The 15,410-nt window shown below is 42.7% G+C and carries 13 protein-coding genes; 8 read left to right on the top strand and 5 right to left on the bottom strand.

Translation table 11 applies throughout. The features are described 5' to 3' along the window. Positions 1 to 105: 105 nt before the first annotated feature. The 3 genes from pdsO (at position 106) to Q4549_RS07990 (ending at position 3,776) form a co-directional block, all read left to right on the top strand. The gene (pdsO, locus tag Q4549_RS08000) at positions 106 to 849 is read left to right on the top strand and encodes a sortase-associated OmpA-like protein PdsO (RefSeq protein WP_303550797.1); all 744 of its coding nucleotides are present in this window, start codon (positions 106 to 108) and stop codon (positions 847 to 849) included. Between the two features lie 25 nt (positions 850 to 874). Further along, positions 875 to 3,070 carry a marine proteobacterial sortase target protein gene (locus Q4549_RS07995; RefSeq protein WP_303550798.1) on the top strand — a complete coding sequence of 732 codons (2,196 nt, stop codon included), beginning with the start codon at positions 875 to 877 and terminating at the stop codon, positions 3,068 to 3,070. Between the two features lie 85 nt (positions 3,071 to 3,155). Further along, complete coding sequence (locus tag Q4549_RS07990; RefSeq protein WP_303550801.1) at positions 3,156 to 3,776, top strand: class GN sortase; 621 nt, start codon at positions 3,156 to 3,158, stop codon at positions 3,774 to 3,776. A 20-nt stretch (positions 3,777 to 3,796) separates the two neighbouring features. Here the strand turns inward: Q4549_RS07990 and Q4549_RS07985 are convergent, their stop codons facing one another. From Q4549_RS07985 to Q4549_RS07970, 4 genes are all read right to left on the bottom strand, one after another. Beyond that, positions 3,797 to 4,675, bottom strand: a complete 879-nt coding sequence (locus tag Q4549_RS07985; protein ID WP_303551285.1) for an AraC family transcriptional regulator — start codon at positions 4,673 to 4,675, stop codon at positions 3,797 to 3,799. Next, the gene (locus Q4549_RS07980; RefSeq protein WP_303550804.1) at positions 4,676 to 4,807 is read right to left on the bottom strand and encodes a hypothetical protein; all 132 of its coding nucleotides are present in this window, start codon (positions 4,805 to 4,807) and stop codon (positions 4,676 to 4,678) included. Positions 4,808 to 4,878: 71 nt separating this feature from the next. Next, entirely contained in the window at positions 4,879 to 5,676 is a 798-nt protein-coding gene (locus Q4549_RS07975) for an SDR family oxidoreductase (RefSeq protein WP_303550807.1), read from the bottom strand. 146 nt (positions 5,677 to 5,822) lie between these two features. Beyond that, on the bottom strand, positions 5,823 to 7,055 hold the full coding sequence (locus tag Q4549_RS07970) for a carbohydrate porin (protein ID WP_303550810.1): 1,233 nt from the start codon (positions 7,053 to 7,055) through the stop codon (positions 5,823 to 5,825). Between the two features lie 249 nt (positions 7,056 to 7,304). Here Q4549_RS07970 and Q4549_RS07965 point away from each other — a divergent pair, with 249 nt between their 5' ends. Together Q4549_RS07965 and Q4549_RS07960 are read left to right on the top strand one after the other, a co-directional pair. Continuing rightward, entirely contained in the window at positions 7,305 to 7,499 is a 195-nt protein-coding gene (locus tag Q4549_RS07965; RefSeq protein ID WP_303512789.1) for a (2Fe-2S)-binding protein, read from the top strand. Positions 7,500 to 7,624: 125 nt separating this feature from the next. Further along, positions 7,625 to 8,605, top strand: a complete 981-nt coding sequence (locus tag Q4549_RS07960) for an MDR family oxidoreductase (protein ID WP_303550813.1) — start codon at positions 7,625 to 7,627, stop codon at positions 8,603 to 8,605. Positions 8,606 to 8,669: 64 nt separating this feature from the next. Here Q4549_RS07960 and Q4549_RS07955 read toward each other — a convergent pair whose 3' ends face one another. Beyond that, positions 8,670 to 9,611, bottom strand: a complete 942-nt coding sequence (locus Q4549_RS07955; protein ID WP_303550816.1) for a LysR family transcriptional regulator — start codon at positions 9,609 to 9,611, stop codon at positions 8,670 to 8,672. Positions 9,612 to 11,042: 1,431 nt separating this feature from the next. Here Q4549_RS07955 and Q4549_RS07950 point away from each other — a divergent pair. The 3 genes from Q4549_RS07950 to Q4549_RS07940 all read left to right on the top strand — a co-directional run bounded on the left by Q4549_RS07950 (position 11,043) and on the right by Q4549_RS07940 (position 14,903). After that, the gene (locus Q4549_RS07950; protein ID WP_303550818.1) at positions 11,043 to 12,896 is read left to right on the top strand and encodes a LamG-like jellyroll fold domain-containing protein; all 1,854 of its coding nucleotides are present in this window, start codon (positions 11,043 to 11,045) and stop codon (positions 12,894 to 12,896) included. A gap of 467 nt (positions 12,897 to 13,363) precedes the next feature. Beyond that, positions 13,364 to 14,044 carry an oligogalacturonate-specific porin KdgM family protein gene (locus Q4549_RS07945; RefSeq protein ID WP_303512800.1) on the top strand — a complete coding sequence of 227 codons (681 nt, stop codon included), beginning with the start codon at positions 13,364 to 13,366 and terminating at the stop codon, positions 14,042 to 14,044. 103 nt (positions 14,045 to 14,147) lie between these two features. Next, positions 14,148 to 14,903: an SDR family NAD(P)-dependent oxidoreductase gene (locus Q4549_RS07940; RefSeq protein WP_303550821.1), complete on the top strand. Its 756-nt coding sequence runs from the start codon at positions 14,148 to 14,150 to the stop codon at positions 14,901 to 14,903. The last annotated feature ends 507 nt before the right edge of the window (positions 14,904 to 15,410 follow it).

The following is a 15,410-nucleotide window of genomic DNA, read 5'->3' as shown; positions in this document are numbered from 1 at the left end:
GCCCGCTAATGCCATTTCAACAGTGTTTAATTAAGCCATCGAAACAGCTTGGACAGACCAAGCTAACAACAAAACCATAATTATCCATTGAGAAGGAAATACTCCATGAAAAAGCATCTAGTTGCCCTAGCCATTATTAGCAGCCTAAGCCTATCAACTGTATCAGTTGCCAACGAGGTCACTGAGTCATCTTCACCACGTAGCGGCAAAAGTGAGATGGTTGGGTTTGGTACTGGAGCTGCCATTGGCGCCATAGTTGGCGGCCCAGTAGGTGCGTTTATTGGTGGCTTCACTGGCACCTGGATTGGCAAATCGGTTGCCGACGAACAAGAGTTAGCGGCTCAAACGCAGCAACTACACCAGCAGCAAGATGAAATTGAGGTATTAGCTAAGCGCAGTGAGCAGCTGGAGTCTCTTACTCAGCAGCACGCTCGAGTGAATAGCCAATTAGAGCAGCTAAAAATGGCGCAACAGCAAAAACTTGAGGAGCTTGCGATTGGTTTAAACGTGCAGTTTAAAACCGGCTCTTCGTTAATCGAGCCTCACTTTAAACAGCAACTCGACGACGTAGTTTATGCCATGTCTCTGGCACCAGATTTAAAGCTAGATTTAACCGGCTATGCCGATCGCCAAGGGGATTCAAGTTACAACCAAGCTTTATCGGAACAGCGCTTAGCTGAAGTAAGAGCCTATTTAGTTAATCAAGGCATTGCTGAATCGCGATTATATTCTCAAGCCTTTGGTGATACCGCGCCGCTTCAAGCAGAGGCCAATTTAGAGAACAATTTCTTTGACCGCCGCGTCACCCTAAAGCTGATGTCTGAACGTGGCATGTTAGCAGCGCAATAACAACACAGCTAAGGGAGATAGCCTAATGAAAATAGATGTCATTCGATTAGCCAGCGGTTTTTGTCACAGCGTCTCCTTTGGCGGCGCTATTATTGTGTTGTGGGCGGCCTTTGCGTCGCCCAGCCAAGCGGCAGTGCCCAGTGACAACAGGGAAAGCGGGCAGGAGCTAAGCCAAGGCAGTTTGGTGTTTATAGACAGCAACGGCCAGCGTCAACAGCGACTACCGCTACATACCAAGGTAGAAATGACAGTATCAGGTATGACCAACAGAGTGACGCTTATTCAAACATTTGAAAATAATACTCAAGATTGGATTAATGGCCGCTACATGTTTCCGTTACCTAATGATGCTGCCGTAGACCAAATGCATTTAATTGTGGGAGACCGCGAAATAGAAGGGGAGATTCAAGAGAAAAAACAAGCCAAACGTACTTTTGATACCGCTAAACAAGAAGGTAAGCGAGCCAGCTTAGTAGAACAACTAAGGCCGAATATTTTTACCACGGCAGTGGCTAATCTTGGCCCCAATGAAAGCTTGCAGGTGAAAATAAGCTATCAGCAACAGTTGGCTTATCAAGATGGCGAGTTTAGTTTGCGCTTCCCTATGGTGGTCAATCCTCGCTATACCCCGCAAATTTTCAAAGACCAAGCGCGAAGAACCCTGGCGGATGATAACTCGCAAGCGTTGTCGTTGGCTGCTTTAATGGAAGAGCCGTATCAAACGGTGAATGGCAACAGCAATTTTGAGCACATGATGCAGCTAATGCAACATAGCGTTCGCCAATATAGCCAAAGTGAATCAACCAGTCCGCTTAAGGCGAGTTTACACATTTCTTTAAGTACAGGCTTTGAGTTAGATAGCTTGCAAAGTGTTTATCACCCAGTGTCTAAGCAAGTTCTTAGCGATGGCAGCATCGATATTAGATTGCTGAATACCGATGCAAATCGTGATTTCTTGTTGAAGTGGAAACCTGTTATTGGCTCTCGTCCTGAAGCGGCGGTATACAAGCAAACTGGACTGAGCCATCAAACATCAGCGTTGCCAGCTAAAGATGACTACGCTTTGCTCATGTTAATGCCGCCGCAAGGGAACGCTGAAGACATTATTGACCTACCGCGGGAGCTTATTCTGGTTATTGATACCTCTGGGTCGATGTCTGGAGAATCTATGGCTCAAGCTCGTGAAGCCTTACTCGAAGCATTACGCGGATTAGCCGAGCATGATTATTTTAACCTTATTGAATTTAACTCAAACTATCGGCATTTTTTGCCTCAATCGGTACCTGCCAGCAGCAAAAATATAAAACAAGCACGTGGTTTTGTTAACCAGCTGCAAGCCAATGGTGGGACTGAAATGTTCGGGGCCTTACAAGCGGCGTTAAAAGATGTTAACCGTGAGCAGGAAGAGCTCAAGCGACTTCGCCAGGTGATTTTTATCACCGACGGAGCAGTGAGTAACGAGTCTGCCTTGTTTGAGTTAATCACTAACAAACTAGGCAATAATCGCTTGTTTACCATTGGTATCGGCTCTGCGCCTAATTCACACTTTATGCAGCGTGCTGCCGAGTTAGGTAAAGGTACTTTTACCTACATAGGCAAACAAAATGAAGTGAAACAAAAGGTGACGACTTTATTTAAGCAAATTTCTCACCCAGTGGTGAGCGATGTGCAATTGAGTTTCAGTGACGGCACTGTGCCTGAATATTGGCCGGCAAACATTCCAGATTTGTACCTTGGTCAACCGTTAATGGTGAGCATTAAAATGCCTAGCCACTCTCAACAACAGCTAGTGGTGAGCGGCAATATAGGTGAGCAATTTTGGCAACGTAGTTTAAATTTACAAGCTAACCAATCAGCAGCCGGTTTAGATTTATTGTGGGCCCGCCAATACATATCTGCCTTAGAGTTAAGCAAAAGCTCGCTCAACCAAGAGCGGGTAGAGAAACAAGTCTTAGCGCTGGCGCTTAAATATCATTTGGTGAGCTCGCAAACCAGTTTAGTGGCGGTAGATTTAACACCCGCTAAGCCTTTGTCGCTTGATGCTATTAATAAACAAATAGATGGCGGTATGCCGTTAGGCTGGCAAGCTGGTGGAATATTGCCGCAAACCTCGACTTCAAGTCGGTTAAACATTCTCATTGGTTACTTGTTGCTACTCCTTGCGTTGGGCCTTGGTTGGCGCAAAACAACACTCAGTAATGAAAACCAAGTGGTTCACTAACACATCTCAAGCAAGAGCATGAACAGATAATTCATGCTCGTTTTTACTCAGCTAATCAAACCAACTATTCAAAAAGGACAACACCATGAGCATTAGCTTTATGGCAAAACATCCGGTGCCTTGTAGTTTATTCCTCCTCGGTATTTTGGTGCTTGGACACGGCGCGTACATACAGGCAAAAGCCTACTTGGCGCAGTTTTTAATTGCTCAAGCCTGGCAGAACACTCTAGCCGATCAGCAAACTCATAAACCTTGGCATTGGGCTGATACCTATCCTGTTGCTAAGTTAAGCTTTGTGACCAAACTAGAAAGCATTGGCTTTAAACATCAAGTCGATTCGGTGTATGTATTGGCAGGAGCGTCGGGGCGCACTTTGGCTTTTGGCCCCGGTTTAGTGCTTAGTGGCGCAAAAATTGGAGAGGTGGGAAACACCGTGATTGCCGGTCATCGCGATACCCATTTTTCCAACTTGGCTGCAGTTAACAAAGGAGATTTATTACAAGTAGAAGCAAATGATGGTGAAGTATTACTGTATCAGGTGGTGAATACTCAGATTGCTCATCAATCTGATACTCAATTTATGGCACCAAGTGATGATAATCGTTTAACGTTGATAACTTGTTATCCCTTTAATCAACTTAGTGGCGGGGCAGAGCAGCGCTACATAGTAGAGGCGCTGCTTGTAAACCAACCAAAAGCGATTTAAGCATGGTATAGAGCTAACAATTAGTGAGTATTTACCACAGAGTTTTGCTCTCTATAGCGCTCTGGCGATTGGCCTGTCCAGCCAGAAAAAGCGCGATAGAAAGATGTGGTTTCGTGAAAGCCCAGTAAAAACGACACCTCTGAGGTGGAGGTAGGGGTTTTACTCAAATAGAACTCGGCTAACTCTTGGCGGGTATCATTAAGAATGTTTTGATAGTTGGCGTTTTCCGCACTGAGTTTACGTTGTAAGGTTCGTTTACTCATCGCTAACTGGCTGGCTACATTTTCAATTGATACCTGAGCGCTAGGAATAAGCTCTAACAGTGCACTTTTCACGCGTTGTTGGATAGAGGCATCGCGCTCAAGGTTAGATAAGCGTTTCTGCAGCTCAGGCTCAAAAATACTCCACATGCCGGTGTTTTCAGTAAGAAAAGGCAAACTTGCATCCTCGGCGCTAAACTCAAGTGCTAGAGAGCCTGACTGCTTAACCGCAACACCAAAATACTCGCGGTAACGCTCGGGAGACGACACTGCAATGGGGCAATATACCGCTATTGGTTCAATATGTTTGCGCGTAGCGGTGCGCAAGAGTTGGGTGAAAAACACCAACTCGGTCATTGAAAAAGTGCGAGACAGCTGCTGATTAGCTTGCAATGGCTCTAAGCTTAATCGGGTCGTTTTACTGGTAAACGCTAGTTCTAGTTTAAGCGGTGCAATCAAGGGTTTAAAACGTTGCAGCCGTTCCAGTGCAGTATTAAAGTTTGGGCTACATAAGCTGGCAAAAATAGGTGGGTCAAAACACTCTACATTGAATGATTCAGCAAATTTTAAAGGTAACTCTATGTCGCCGGCCATTTGATCTAAGGCTTGCCAGAATCGAAAATATTCGTCGGCGGTAATTTACATATTGTCGGTCGCAAACAAATCAAGCCTTAGCTTGGCAAGGCGCAGCAGCTCAGCGGGCTCAATGCCAAAGTCTATTAGCATTAATCGCCAACCTGCATGAACAGAGTATTTAGAACTTATTGTCATTAATGTCCCCTTTAAGGCCAAGCCTTAGCGCTTTGTATGCTAAGGCAAAGTGTTGATTACTTGGTTTTCTATTACTTAGTTTTTTCCATTGCTTGGCGAGATATTTTAAGCAAGGTTTTACGAGGCATAAACGGAATAATCCAATTTAGCATGAAGCTCAAACTACGTTGGTTAATTGCTACTAGTTCGCCTTTCTCCATCGCTTGATAGCCACACTCTGCTACCGACTCTGCGCTGGCGGCATTTTTCCAAGCATCTACGCCTTCAAGGTTACCCGCTTCCACAAAACCGGTGGCAACGGTGCCAGGACAAAGGGCAGTAATGGTAATGTTATTCTCTGCCACTTCTTCGGCAACGGCTTGAGAAAATGAAGTCACGTATGCTTTGGTGGCGTAGTAAACGGCTTGTAATGGCCCCGGCAAAAATGAAGCGGTAGAGGAGACATTTAGGATTTTGCCGCTATTTCGCGCCACCATGCCTTGCAGGTATAAGTGAGTGAGATTGCTTAAGGTCACCATATTCAACTGCATCATGGCTTGGTCTGCACTTAACTCGCGCTCGTGGAATTTACCATGACCACCAAAACCGGCATTGTTAATCAGAACGTCAACTTCAATACCTAGTTGCTCGGTCTGCTCAAACACCTGCTGAGCTGAATCCGCTAGAGATAAGTCTAGTGCAATCACCGTAACAGATACTTTGTATTGGTTTTCTAGTTCTGCCTTGAGAAGGTCTAGGCTTTGTTTATTGCGAGCAACTAGTACTAAATCGCCACCTTTGGCTGCGTGAATATGGGCTAATTCTTTACCAATTCCCTTAGATGCCCCGGTGATTAAAGCGACATTGTTTTGGTTGTTCTGGATGGTCATGTTGTGTTCCTATCAAGCGTGTTTGGATTTGATGTGGCTATATTATTAGCTGATGAAGCCAAAATCTTTTCCAAAGGTGACACGCTTATAGCGGATCGCGCCAAGTTGCTTTTTGTTTAGTCTAGAAACAAATAGACAATCTTGGGTTACAGCATGTACCTTAATCGCAAACCGATAATGGTATCTCCCGCGGTGTTGATACCTCTGGTAGCCGATTTAGTGAAGTAGTGCTGAATATCCGGCGCGATACTGAGGCGATTGGTGACTTTAAAATCGTAATAAATCTCTATCGACTTTTCATTGCCGTGCTGTTTGCGAATACGGTCTATGGGTTCTACTTCGGCGTAACCAATACCGAGTACGTCTTGATTATCCAGTAAGTCATTAAATACAATACCGCCTACCGCTACTGCTTTGGTTTTAGCAACGTAACGTTGATAAGAGCGATTATAGCGAGCAAATACTCCCACATTGCCAAAGTCTTGACTGACGCTAATGGATAGGGTTTGCCCAGCGCGATTCGCCTCTAAGTCATTAGCAGAGGTTTGAGGGCTAGAAGTATCATCAATGTCTGCGACACTTACTTTAAACTCACCCCCTCCAAAGTTGAACTGCGGCGTAAGGCCTAGCTCTATATGACGCACCATTTTGCCATCGCTGAAGCTGCGAAAATCAATGTCTTTACCGTTGGGCTTGGCATCGTTAAAGCCCACTTGCGCATAGGCCCAATCATTCTGCACTGACAATGTAGCGCCTAAGGCGCGTTGTCCAGTGGTCCAACTTAAGCCTTGGTGGGAGAAAGGGGAGGCCATAAAAGTACTACGGTCGTCACTAAGGTATTTGTTGGTGGCCCAAAGTCGGGTGGTATAAAGATGGCCTAGCCGATATGTGAGCTGACGGTTTAACAGGCTATGCTCCCACCACAACCCATTAATGGCTGTAATGTTTTGATCTGATCCGGTCATGCCGCCGTTGGGTTGGCTTGGGCCAAGGCCAACATCATCGGCAAATTTACGAGTATCAGTATTATTCAGCATGTTTACCATCACTCCGGCAAACACTAATTTCCCGTATCCATTTGGGTTTTCCCAAAAGCGCTTTTGAATGATTAAGTCTGTCTCGTTATCAAGATAGTTATTGCCGTGCCCGTGGGTTTGGCCTATTGGCGCAATTTGAATTTGATAATCTAAACCATGATTTACCGACAAGTATTTTTTCATATCTTGGTAGTTATCTAGCGTACCTACACCTTGGTAAAGAGGTCTTTGGTTATAGGGGGATACTGATTTGGACAGATCTTCAAACTGCTGGCCTTTTGAACCATTGGCCGCCGCTAAAAAAGAGACGCTAAACAGTAGTAACACAGACAAGGTACGCATAATTGCTCTCAACAGTTTAATTGATGAGGAGATTATCTATTTAGCGTTGTCGGTTGTTGAGTAAATTACGGTTTACTCACGACTAATCAGTAGGTTAGCAATGCATTGTTGTTGTACTTGTTACCTAAAGTTACTTTGCTTAAACCTGAGATTTTTACTGCCTTTTGTTATTGCTCCAGTGTGTTACTGCTTGGCTGTTTTATTACTTTGTAAACTAGCTCAAATGTTGTTAACAGAGAGTAATCGCCAATGTGGGTATGTTTGTGTCACCAAATAAACGACGATGCTATAGCGAAAGCCCAGCGAGAGGGTCAAGATTCTATTAAGCAATTAAAGCAATCTCTTGGCTTGGGCAAAACTTGTGGTAAGTGTGTTCGCCTAACCAAACAGCGGTTAATAAGTCAGCCTAAAACACTTATTACTAGCCGTATACTGGCACATTGATTAGCCAACTAAAGTTTATGTATGTGGTGCATGTATTAAATGACAAAAATTCACTTAATACATAGTGATAGAAAGACTACACTCTAGCTAATTGAATTAACTCGCACACTATACGGAGTATCACTATGTTTAAGGCTCTCGTTCTCGACCAAGTAGAGAAGCAAACTCACTCAAATATTCGTCAGCTTGAAGTTTCAGATTTACCCGAAAGTGACGTGGTAGTGCAAGTAGACTATTCATCTCTTAACTATAAAGATGGCTTAGCTATTACCGGTAAAGGCAAGATCGTACGTAACTTTCCGATGGTGCCAGGTATTGATTTAACTGGCACAGTTGAGCAATCTCACGACCCGCGTTATGGGGCGGGTGATAAAGTTGTGTTAACTGGTTGGGGAGTTGGAGAAGGCCACTGGGGCGGTATGGCGGAAAAAGCGAGTCTTAAAGCAGATTGGTTAGTGCCTCTGCCTGAAGGCTTAAGTGGTAAACAAGCTATGATGATTGGTACCGCTGGTTTTACTGCTATGTTGTGTGTTCAAGCATTAGTTGATGCTGGTATTACGCCTGAATCTGGCGAGATATTGGTAACCGGCGCTAGCGGCGGCGTGGGCTCGGTAGCGGTTTGTTTGCTCGCTCAACTAGGCTACCAAGTAGCGGCTGTAACTGGCCGTATTGAACAGAATGGCGAACTACTTAGTCAACTTGGTGCAGCGCGTATTATTGACAGAACTGAGTTTGAAGAGCCTGCACGTGCTTTAGAAAAGCAGCTATGGGCGGGTGCTGTTGATACTGTAGGCAGTAAAGTACTGGCTAAAGTATTGGCTCAAATGGACTATAACGGTGCAGTTGCTGCATGCGGCTTAGCGGGTGGCTTTGATTTACCCACCACGGTAATGCCATTTATATTGCGTAATGTAAGTTTGCTTGGCATTGATTCGGTGAGTTGCCCAACAGCAAAACGAACTAAAGCATGGCAACGCTTGGCTGAACTATTGCCACAAAGTTATTACCAACAAGCGTGTACTGAAGTAGAGCTAGAGCAAGTGGCTGAATATGCTGAAGCGATTACTAATGGCCAAGTAACGGGGCGAGTAGTGATTAAGCTCTAGTTAAATACTAATACTGAACAAGCCGACATCTCGTCGGCTTTTTTGTTGGTGCTTACAATATGTATTAAAGCAGACCCATGTCTTGTACTCGCTTGCTAATGAGTCGGCTGCACTCTTGCTTAATAATGTTTCTGAGCCACATTTGAGGCGCAGAGTAATCACAGCGAGCATGCCATATTAGCGAATAATCAAAGGGTTCAAACTTGAATGGAAGCGGCTTTACAACTAGCTGATTTTTTTCTGCCACCAAGTAGGCTAAATCTGCTGGTACAGTGATAATAACCGGGACTTTATCGGTTATCGCTAGCGCCGCTTCTAAGTGATAGGCGCGTAACAATGTAGCAGGCTTGGGGTGTTCAATTAAGGCTTCGTCTAGCAGAGCTTTAACGCCATCGCTAATGGCGATCATCGCGTGAGGGAAGGCGAGGTAGTCTTCAATTGTTAATTCTTTTTCCGCTAAGGGGTGATGTTTTGCTAACAAGCAAAATACGCTCACTAGCCCTAAGCTTTCTTTTAGTAGTGGTTCTACCGCTTGTACTGGTCGACAAATGGCCATATCGCAACCTTTGGAAGCCAGTTGCTTAGCAAGGTTTTGGTGCTGTAAAGGAGCGAACTCTAAAGAGGTGTTTGGAGCTTCTTGATAGATACGTGCTAGTGCAAAGGGCAATATGGTTTGCATGGCATAGTCGGTGGTGGCAATTCGAAAATGCTGCTGACAAGTAGCTGGGTCAAACTCACTGGGGCTAAGTACTTGTCGCAATTCTTCTAGTGGATTTTGCAAAGACAGAGTAATGTCCAGCGCGCGTTGCGTAGGAACAAGGCCTTGGCCTTGGCGAATAAACAAAGGGTCGTTTAGCAGCTCTCGTAAACGGGTCAATACTCGGCTCATGGCTGATTGACTGAGATTTAGTCGGTTGGCGGCGCGGCTCACACTGCCTTCTTCAATGAGCACTGTTAGTGCAATGAGGAGGTTTAAATCCCGACGATATATTTCTTCTAATTCCATCGCTAGCTTAGGTAATTATGTCTATGTTTAGTATGCATTAATTACCATAATTTTGGATGGGTTTTTCTAAAGTAAATGGCTGGCATAAGCTAACGTTTGCTTCTATTAGAGCTTTGCCAGAAACCTTCGCTACTATCTAACATATTGAGTTTATCGTTAAGCTTGGGGTTGCAGATTGTGTTGAGCAGCTAGTAAGGGGTAACACTGAGATGAAGTAAGAGTTCTAGCCGCCAAACTACAGCGGCTAGAGGCTTAGTCTTAATCATATGTTTTCTTAATGTATTTAGTGATGGCTCTTAATAACTTGTGCAATATCTATTAGCACTAAGTAAGAGGCAACCAATGCTAGGAATATCCCTATAAATATCATGACGTTGTCCTTTTTAAATCGCGTTTAATTATTAAGAGATTCGTTTCCGACAACAATTTAACGAAAGCCTTAATGTCGATATTTTTTAGTTTTTATTGTTGGTTTTTTATTGCTATGTATACCATTAAATCTTGCTAAAATTTAATAGTAATACAATTAAAGCTCAAAAATTGAGCGCGTGTCTGTGAGAATGATCGAGTTTTGACTTTTCAAGCCAAAGAATCTCCTTGTTTGGTGACAATGATCGGCGGCTTAAGCAAAAATCAGTAAGGGAATGTTAACGTTAATAAACGTGCGAATGTGAGCGTAGGAAAATCTGAAAATGACGGTTATTTGTATTACTAGTATTGTGAGGCGCCATATAGATCTTTGTTTGTTGTCATGATGTGGCTAATGAAATGTAAGTAGTACCAGATAGTTTTTGCTTTAGGGTTAGTTATAGTTGTCACGCCATTATATTACTCTTTCTAAACGATGCCTTTACTTACCCTATTGTAAATTGAAACTTGGTTAAGTATTGGTGAGCACTTTTGTATTAAGAGCTTGTACTAAGCTACTCCCTATAGATATTGTCTTTATTATTCATAGTGAAAAGAATCACGTCCCCACTTATAGAGCAACATGTCTCCTTCCTAGACGCTCAGCCATTATTGACGGATTTACTACTAGAGGAAGGGTGGAAATAAACATGTTAAGCAAATCAGCCAAAGACAAATCGAACCAGACTTACCAGTAAAACAGCATAGATCTCAACTTGAGAAATAGACGGCTTTTTAAGCGTAATAGTGCGAGGCAGGTCACTTTACAATCTCTTTTATTTGCCACATTATAGTTTTGTATTACTAATACAATATGATCATTTTTACCGATTTAAGGAGGTTTAAATGAAACCTTTATCCGGTTACTCGATTTATAAGTGAGTAACTATAAGAAGGCGAAGTAGCGACTTAAGCTAACGGTGTTAATTCTTCAATAAAACACCTAAGTACTTAAAAGCTACGCAGAAACATTAGTACCTTAACTATTACAATAATATTATTTATTCCTACAAGGAGGTTTAAATGAAAGCGTCTAAGCTGCTGCTAATCCCTATGAGCACTACTTTTATGTTTGGCTGTTTCGATGCACCAGAGGTGTACGTTCCACCAGCTGAGCCTACTTACGCTATTGAAGATACAGACTGGAATATCTCCAGTGAGACTTCAAACATCACTACGTCATCAACTGAATATGCACAAATTTACAACTTTGAAAATGATGTGCTTAAAATTTATAGCTACGATGAAACTAAAGAGCTTTACACCTATACAACTCAAGCTTATACCGTTTCAGAAACTACTATTGCTTACGGTACGGTAGACGGTACTTATGTGGTTGATAGTGCAGGAGCATTAACAATTACATATACCTTGGAAGGTGTTGATTACAACGACTCTGGCGCAGAAGTTACTGATGAAACTATCTTAGCGGCTATTGCTGAAGCAGAAAAAGAGCCAACGCCTGGTGTAGATGTACCAACTGCTGCTTATGAGTGGGATTTTTCTACCGTAGATGCTGATGCCGCTGAAGGTGATAAAGTTTTACAAATGAGTAAAGCTGATGATAACCCTCGTGCAGTGGTAACTGGCGCAGTAGACAATGGTTCAGCTGTATCAATTGAACAATCAACTACATCTGGCTCATATGGTTACCATTACACGGTAATGGATAGCGCTTCAGATCCATTAGCAGCTGAAGATGGTGTAATTTCAATGGAGATTACATTTAAGGCCGATGATGCAAGCTTTAACGCTGATATGTCGCAAGACTTACAATTACTAGAAAATACCGATAGCAATAAGGGTTGGAAGGTTATTGTAAATAAGAGCACCTTGATTCCAGAACTACGTATTTACAACGGTGATGGTTCAACCAGTATTAAAGCAACGTCTGTGTTAGAAGACGATACCTACATGCACCTTGTAGCCACATATAATGGCACAACGGCTAATATCTACGTAAATGGTAAGTTAGAAGGCACTGCTGAAGTAACTGATTACATCGCTAACACCAAAGAAGGCGATAAAGTATACGTTGGTGGCGGCTCAAACAGTTCACAGAAAAACTTAGCTGGAGCGATTGATAGCACAGCATTTTGGTTAGAGACACTAACTGCAGAGCAAGTTGCTGAACGAGCGAAAGACTTTGGGTTTGGTGATACCGATCCTGATGTACCTGCTGGCCCAAGCGCAGACTTTGAGTGGAACTTTGCTAGTGTAGACGCTGCTCCTTCTTTAGGTGCTAAAGTTTTGCAGATGAGTAAAGCTGATGATAATGCTAGAGCTGTGGTTGATGGAGCTGTAGATGCTGATGCAGCCGTATCTATTACTCAAACCTCTGCATCTGGTTTATTTGGTTATCACTATACTGTTATGGACTCAACTACGGATCCGTTAGCGGCGATTGATGGCGTTATCTCAATGGAGATAGTGTACAAATCAACCAGCGCTAGTTTTAATGCTGACCTAGGCCAAGATCTACAGTTGTTAGAAAATACGGATAGCAACAAGGGTTGGAAGTTACTTGTAAACAAAGGGACTTTAATTCCAGAGATTCGTATCTATAACAGTACCGGTTCTACTAGTGTTAAAGCTACTTCGGTACTTACTGACGATACTTACCAACATCTTGTAGCTACCTATGACGGTACAACAGCAAGCATTTATGTAAATGGTGTGCTTGAGGGCTCAGCAGAAATTACTGACTATGTTGCTAACACCAAAGAAGGTGACAAAGTATATGTTGGTGGTGGCTCAAACAGCTCTCAGAAAAACCTAGATGGTGCAATTGACAATACAGCGTTCTGGTTGTCAACGCTAACAGCTGAAGAGGTTGCTGCGCGTGCTGAATCTTTTGGTTTCACTGTTGCTCAATAATGAATGGTAAACGCTTAAGTTAGCTTATTCAGCTTAAGCGATAAAACAGGGCCCCTCGCAACTTAGTTGTGAGGGGCTTTTTTTGTGGAAAACGTTTTTGTTTAGATTTCACTAAGCAGGCACTGCTTATTTCACCAATAGATTTGCTTCGAGTGGCAAAGCTCCTCGCTTTTGACCGCCAGGGCTCGAATAGCTTCTCCTGTATTTTACCAATTTATCTTTGCTATTTAACGGCATGATTTCTTTTAGACCTTATACTGGCCTCGCATCAGAATGCTCTTGATGTTGTGCTAATTAAATGTGCCAAAAAATCTTTTATTTGCGGGTTAAAAATCTGCTCAACTTCAAAGTTGCCGTCAGTTTGACTGATTCGTTTTGATTGTGATCACATTTTATTCACCTCTTACTTGGAACTGACTACAAATAGTATTGTAATACAAATAAGTTCATCCTAAACAGAGTAAATAATGAAATCTAGCAGTCTAGTTATGTTGATCGGCGGCGTAAGTTTGTTGAGCGTAAATGCAATGGCAACGTCGGTAGACTTTCGTCACGAGTATAAAAGTGACACTAAGCAACATGCTAGCCGAGTGAAGATGGCCCACACCTTTGAAAACAATTTCTCTATGGCTTTAGAGTTAAAGTTTAAGGGAGAAGAGGGCAAATTTATGGAAGATTTACAATCAAACGGATCCGAAATCGATCTCGGTTATCGTTACAAAATAAACGACCAATGGGCGTTGATACCTGGTATGCCAATTGAATTTGGCGCTTCAGGAACAACCTATAAACCACAGCTACGTTTAACTTATACACCCGAGAAGGTTAAGGGCTTGTCTGTTAGTGGCCGTTATCGCCTTGATGTAAAACCCGGCGAAGATGTTAAAAAATACCGTCATCGTTATACCGCAAACATTGGTTATAAATATCAGCAATGGGCATTTGGCTTAGAGAGTAACTACTACTACGCTGATAATTCAGATTACCTGTTGTACAACAACGACAGAACTAACTATGAAAACAACTTTACCATTCATTACAGCATTGGTGATTGGACTCCTTGGTTAGAATTTGGTGATGTATCTGTATCTGATCAGTCTAGCCAGAGGGAACTAAGAAGTCGTATCGGGCTTCGTTATAACTTCTAAAATGTGAACTGAGTATTTGTAATACAATAAAAACATGTTTAATCTTATTGTATTAATAATTAATTCATTTCTTTTAGATTAACTAATCAATGAGAGCGTAGATATGTCTAATAAAGTTGCTTTAATCACGGGCGCAACAGGTGGTATTGGTTTCCAAGTCGCCAAACGATTGGGTCAAGATGGCTACACAGTTGTACTTAATGGTATCGAAGACGAACAAGGCGCAGCGCGTGTTGCTCAACTTAAAGACGCAGGTATTGAAGCTGAATACTATGGATTTGATGTCACTGATGATGCCGCTGTTACCAAAAACGTAAATCTAATCGGCGAAAAGTTTGGACAGATTGATGTTGTGGTGAACAATGCTGGTGGTTTAGGTGGCCGTAGTCCAATGGAAGAAATGACCACTGAATTCTATCGCTTTGTTATGGCACTTAACTTAGATAGCGCGTTCTTTGTTTCGCGTGCGGCAATTCCATTTTTAAAGAAAGCGGAAAATGCCTCGATTATCAACTTTACGTCCAATGCCGCTTGGAATGCTGGCGGTCCAGGAGCGGGTATATACGGTGTGTCTAAAGCTGCGGTTCATACTTTAACTCGTGCTTTAGCTAAAGAGCTCGCGCCCGCTGGTATTCGTGTTAATGCAGTATCACCAGGTACTATCGATACGCCATTCCATGCTCAGATAAAAGAAACTAAGCCAGAAGTCTTTGCTTCTTGGAAGGACAGCATTTTGCTTGGGCGTTTAGGTCAACCAGAAGAAGTGGCTTCAACGATCTCTTTTCTTGTTAGTAAAGATGCGTCGTTTATCACTGCTGAAACAGTGCAAATTGGCGGTGGTCAAGCCTTGGGTATTTAGCCCCTACTAATAAGTATTTGGTAGCGGTGGGATAAATCCTTGAGTGCATAATAAAAAGCCACATGGTTAGCTGTGTGGCTTTTTCTTTTAAAGTGTCTAGATGTAGATTGCTATAGTCTTTTCGGCTCTAACACTTATTCAAACACCCCGTTTGGTCAGTAGAATCTTCCAAATCCATAGTTTGGCTTTCTTACCTATATGGAACGCGAGCGTTTTGCATCGCTATCTCACCACGTCATTAACCTTAGCGAAGCTTGCGTAAGCTAAATACCGGATCATTTTGGTGGATAGGAGGCTCATCTACTGCAGCAAACAAATGAAGGCGGATAGCGTTGTTACTTAAAAGAGTAAAAGAATTATGGTAACTAATTTCCCGAGTCAGTTTAAAAGTAAACGGCTGTTTGATTAGTCTTTAAGTGTTACAAATAAGGCGATCAAGCCTGCATTTGCTAGTATTTTATGTATCTGAGATAAAATAATTACTGTAGTATTAGTAATACTAAATGT

The organism is Agarivorans sp. 2_MG-2023 (genome assembly GCF_030548085.1).
Taxonomy (GTDB): domain Bacteria; phylum Pseudomonadota; class Gammaproteobacteria; order Enterobacterales; family Celerinatantimonadaceae; genus Agarivorans.
This window is presented reverse-complemented; position numbering and strand designations above follow the sequence as displayed.

Excerpts from the sequence above, each read along its gene's own strand:
- pdsO (WP_303550797.1), top strand. The coding sequence starts at position 106 with ATGAAAAAGCATCTAGTTGCCCTAGCCATTATTAGCAGCCTAAGCCTA.
- Q4549_RS07990 (WP_303550801.1), top strand. The coding sequence starts at position 3,156 with ATGAGCATTAGCTTTATGGCAAAACATCCGGTGCCTTGTAGTTTATTC.
- Q4549_RS07965 (WP_303512789.1), top strand. The coding sequence starts at position 7,305 with ATGTGGGTATGTTTGTGTCACCAAATAAACGACGATGCTATAGCGAAA.
- Q4549_RS07960 (WP_303550813.1), top strand. The coding sequence starts at position 7,625 with ATGTTTAAGGCTCTCGTTCTCGACCAAGTAGAGAAGCAAACTCACTCA.
- Q4549_RS07980 (WP_303550804.1), bottom strand. The coding sequence starts at position 4,807 with ATGACAATAAGTTCTAAATACTCTGTTCATGCAGGTTGGCGATTAATG.
- Q4549_RS07940 (WP_303550821.1), top strand. The coding sequence starts at position 14,148 with ATGTCTAATAAAGTTGCTTTAATCACGGGCGCAACAGGTGGTATTGGT.
- Q4549_RS07950 (WP_303550818.1), top strand. The coding sequence starts at position 11,043 with ATGAAAGCGTCTAAGCTGCTGCTAATCCCTATGAGCACTACTTTTATG.
- Q4549_RS07970 (WP_303550810.1), bottom strand. The coding sequence starts at position 7,055 with ATGCGTACCTTGTCTGTGTTACTACTGTTTAGCGTCTCTTTTTTAGCG.
- Q4549_RS07945 (WP_303512800.1), top strand. The coding sequence starts at position 13,364 with ATGAAATCTAGCAGTCTAGTTATGTTGATCGGCGGCGTAAGTTTGTTG.
- Q4549_RS07975 (WP_303550807.1), bottom strand. The coding sequence starts at position 5,676 with ATGACCATCCAGAACAACCAAAACAATGTCGCTTTAATCACCGGGGCA.
- Q4549_RS07995 (WP_303550798.1), top strand. The coding sequence starts at position 875 with ATGAAAATAGATGTCATTCGATTAGCCAGCGGTTTTTGTCACAGCGTC.
- Q4549_RS07955 (WP_303550816.1), bottom strand. The coding sequence starts at position 9,611 with ATGGAATTAGAAGAAATATATCGTCGGGATTTAAACCTCCTCATTGCA.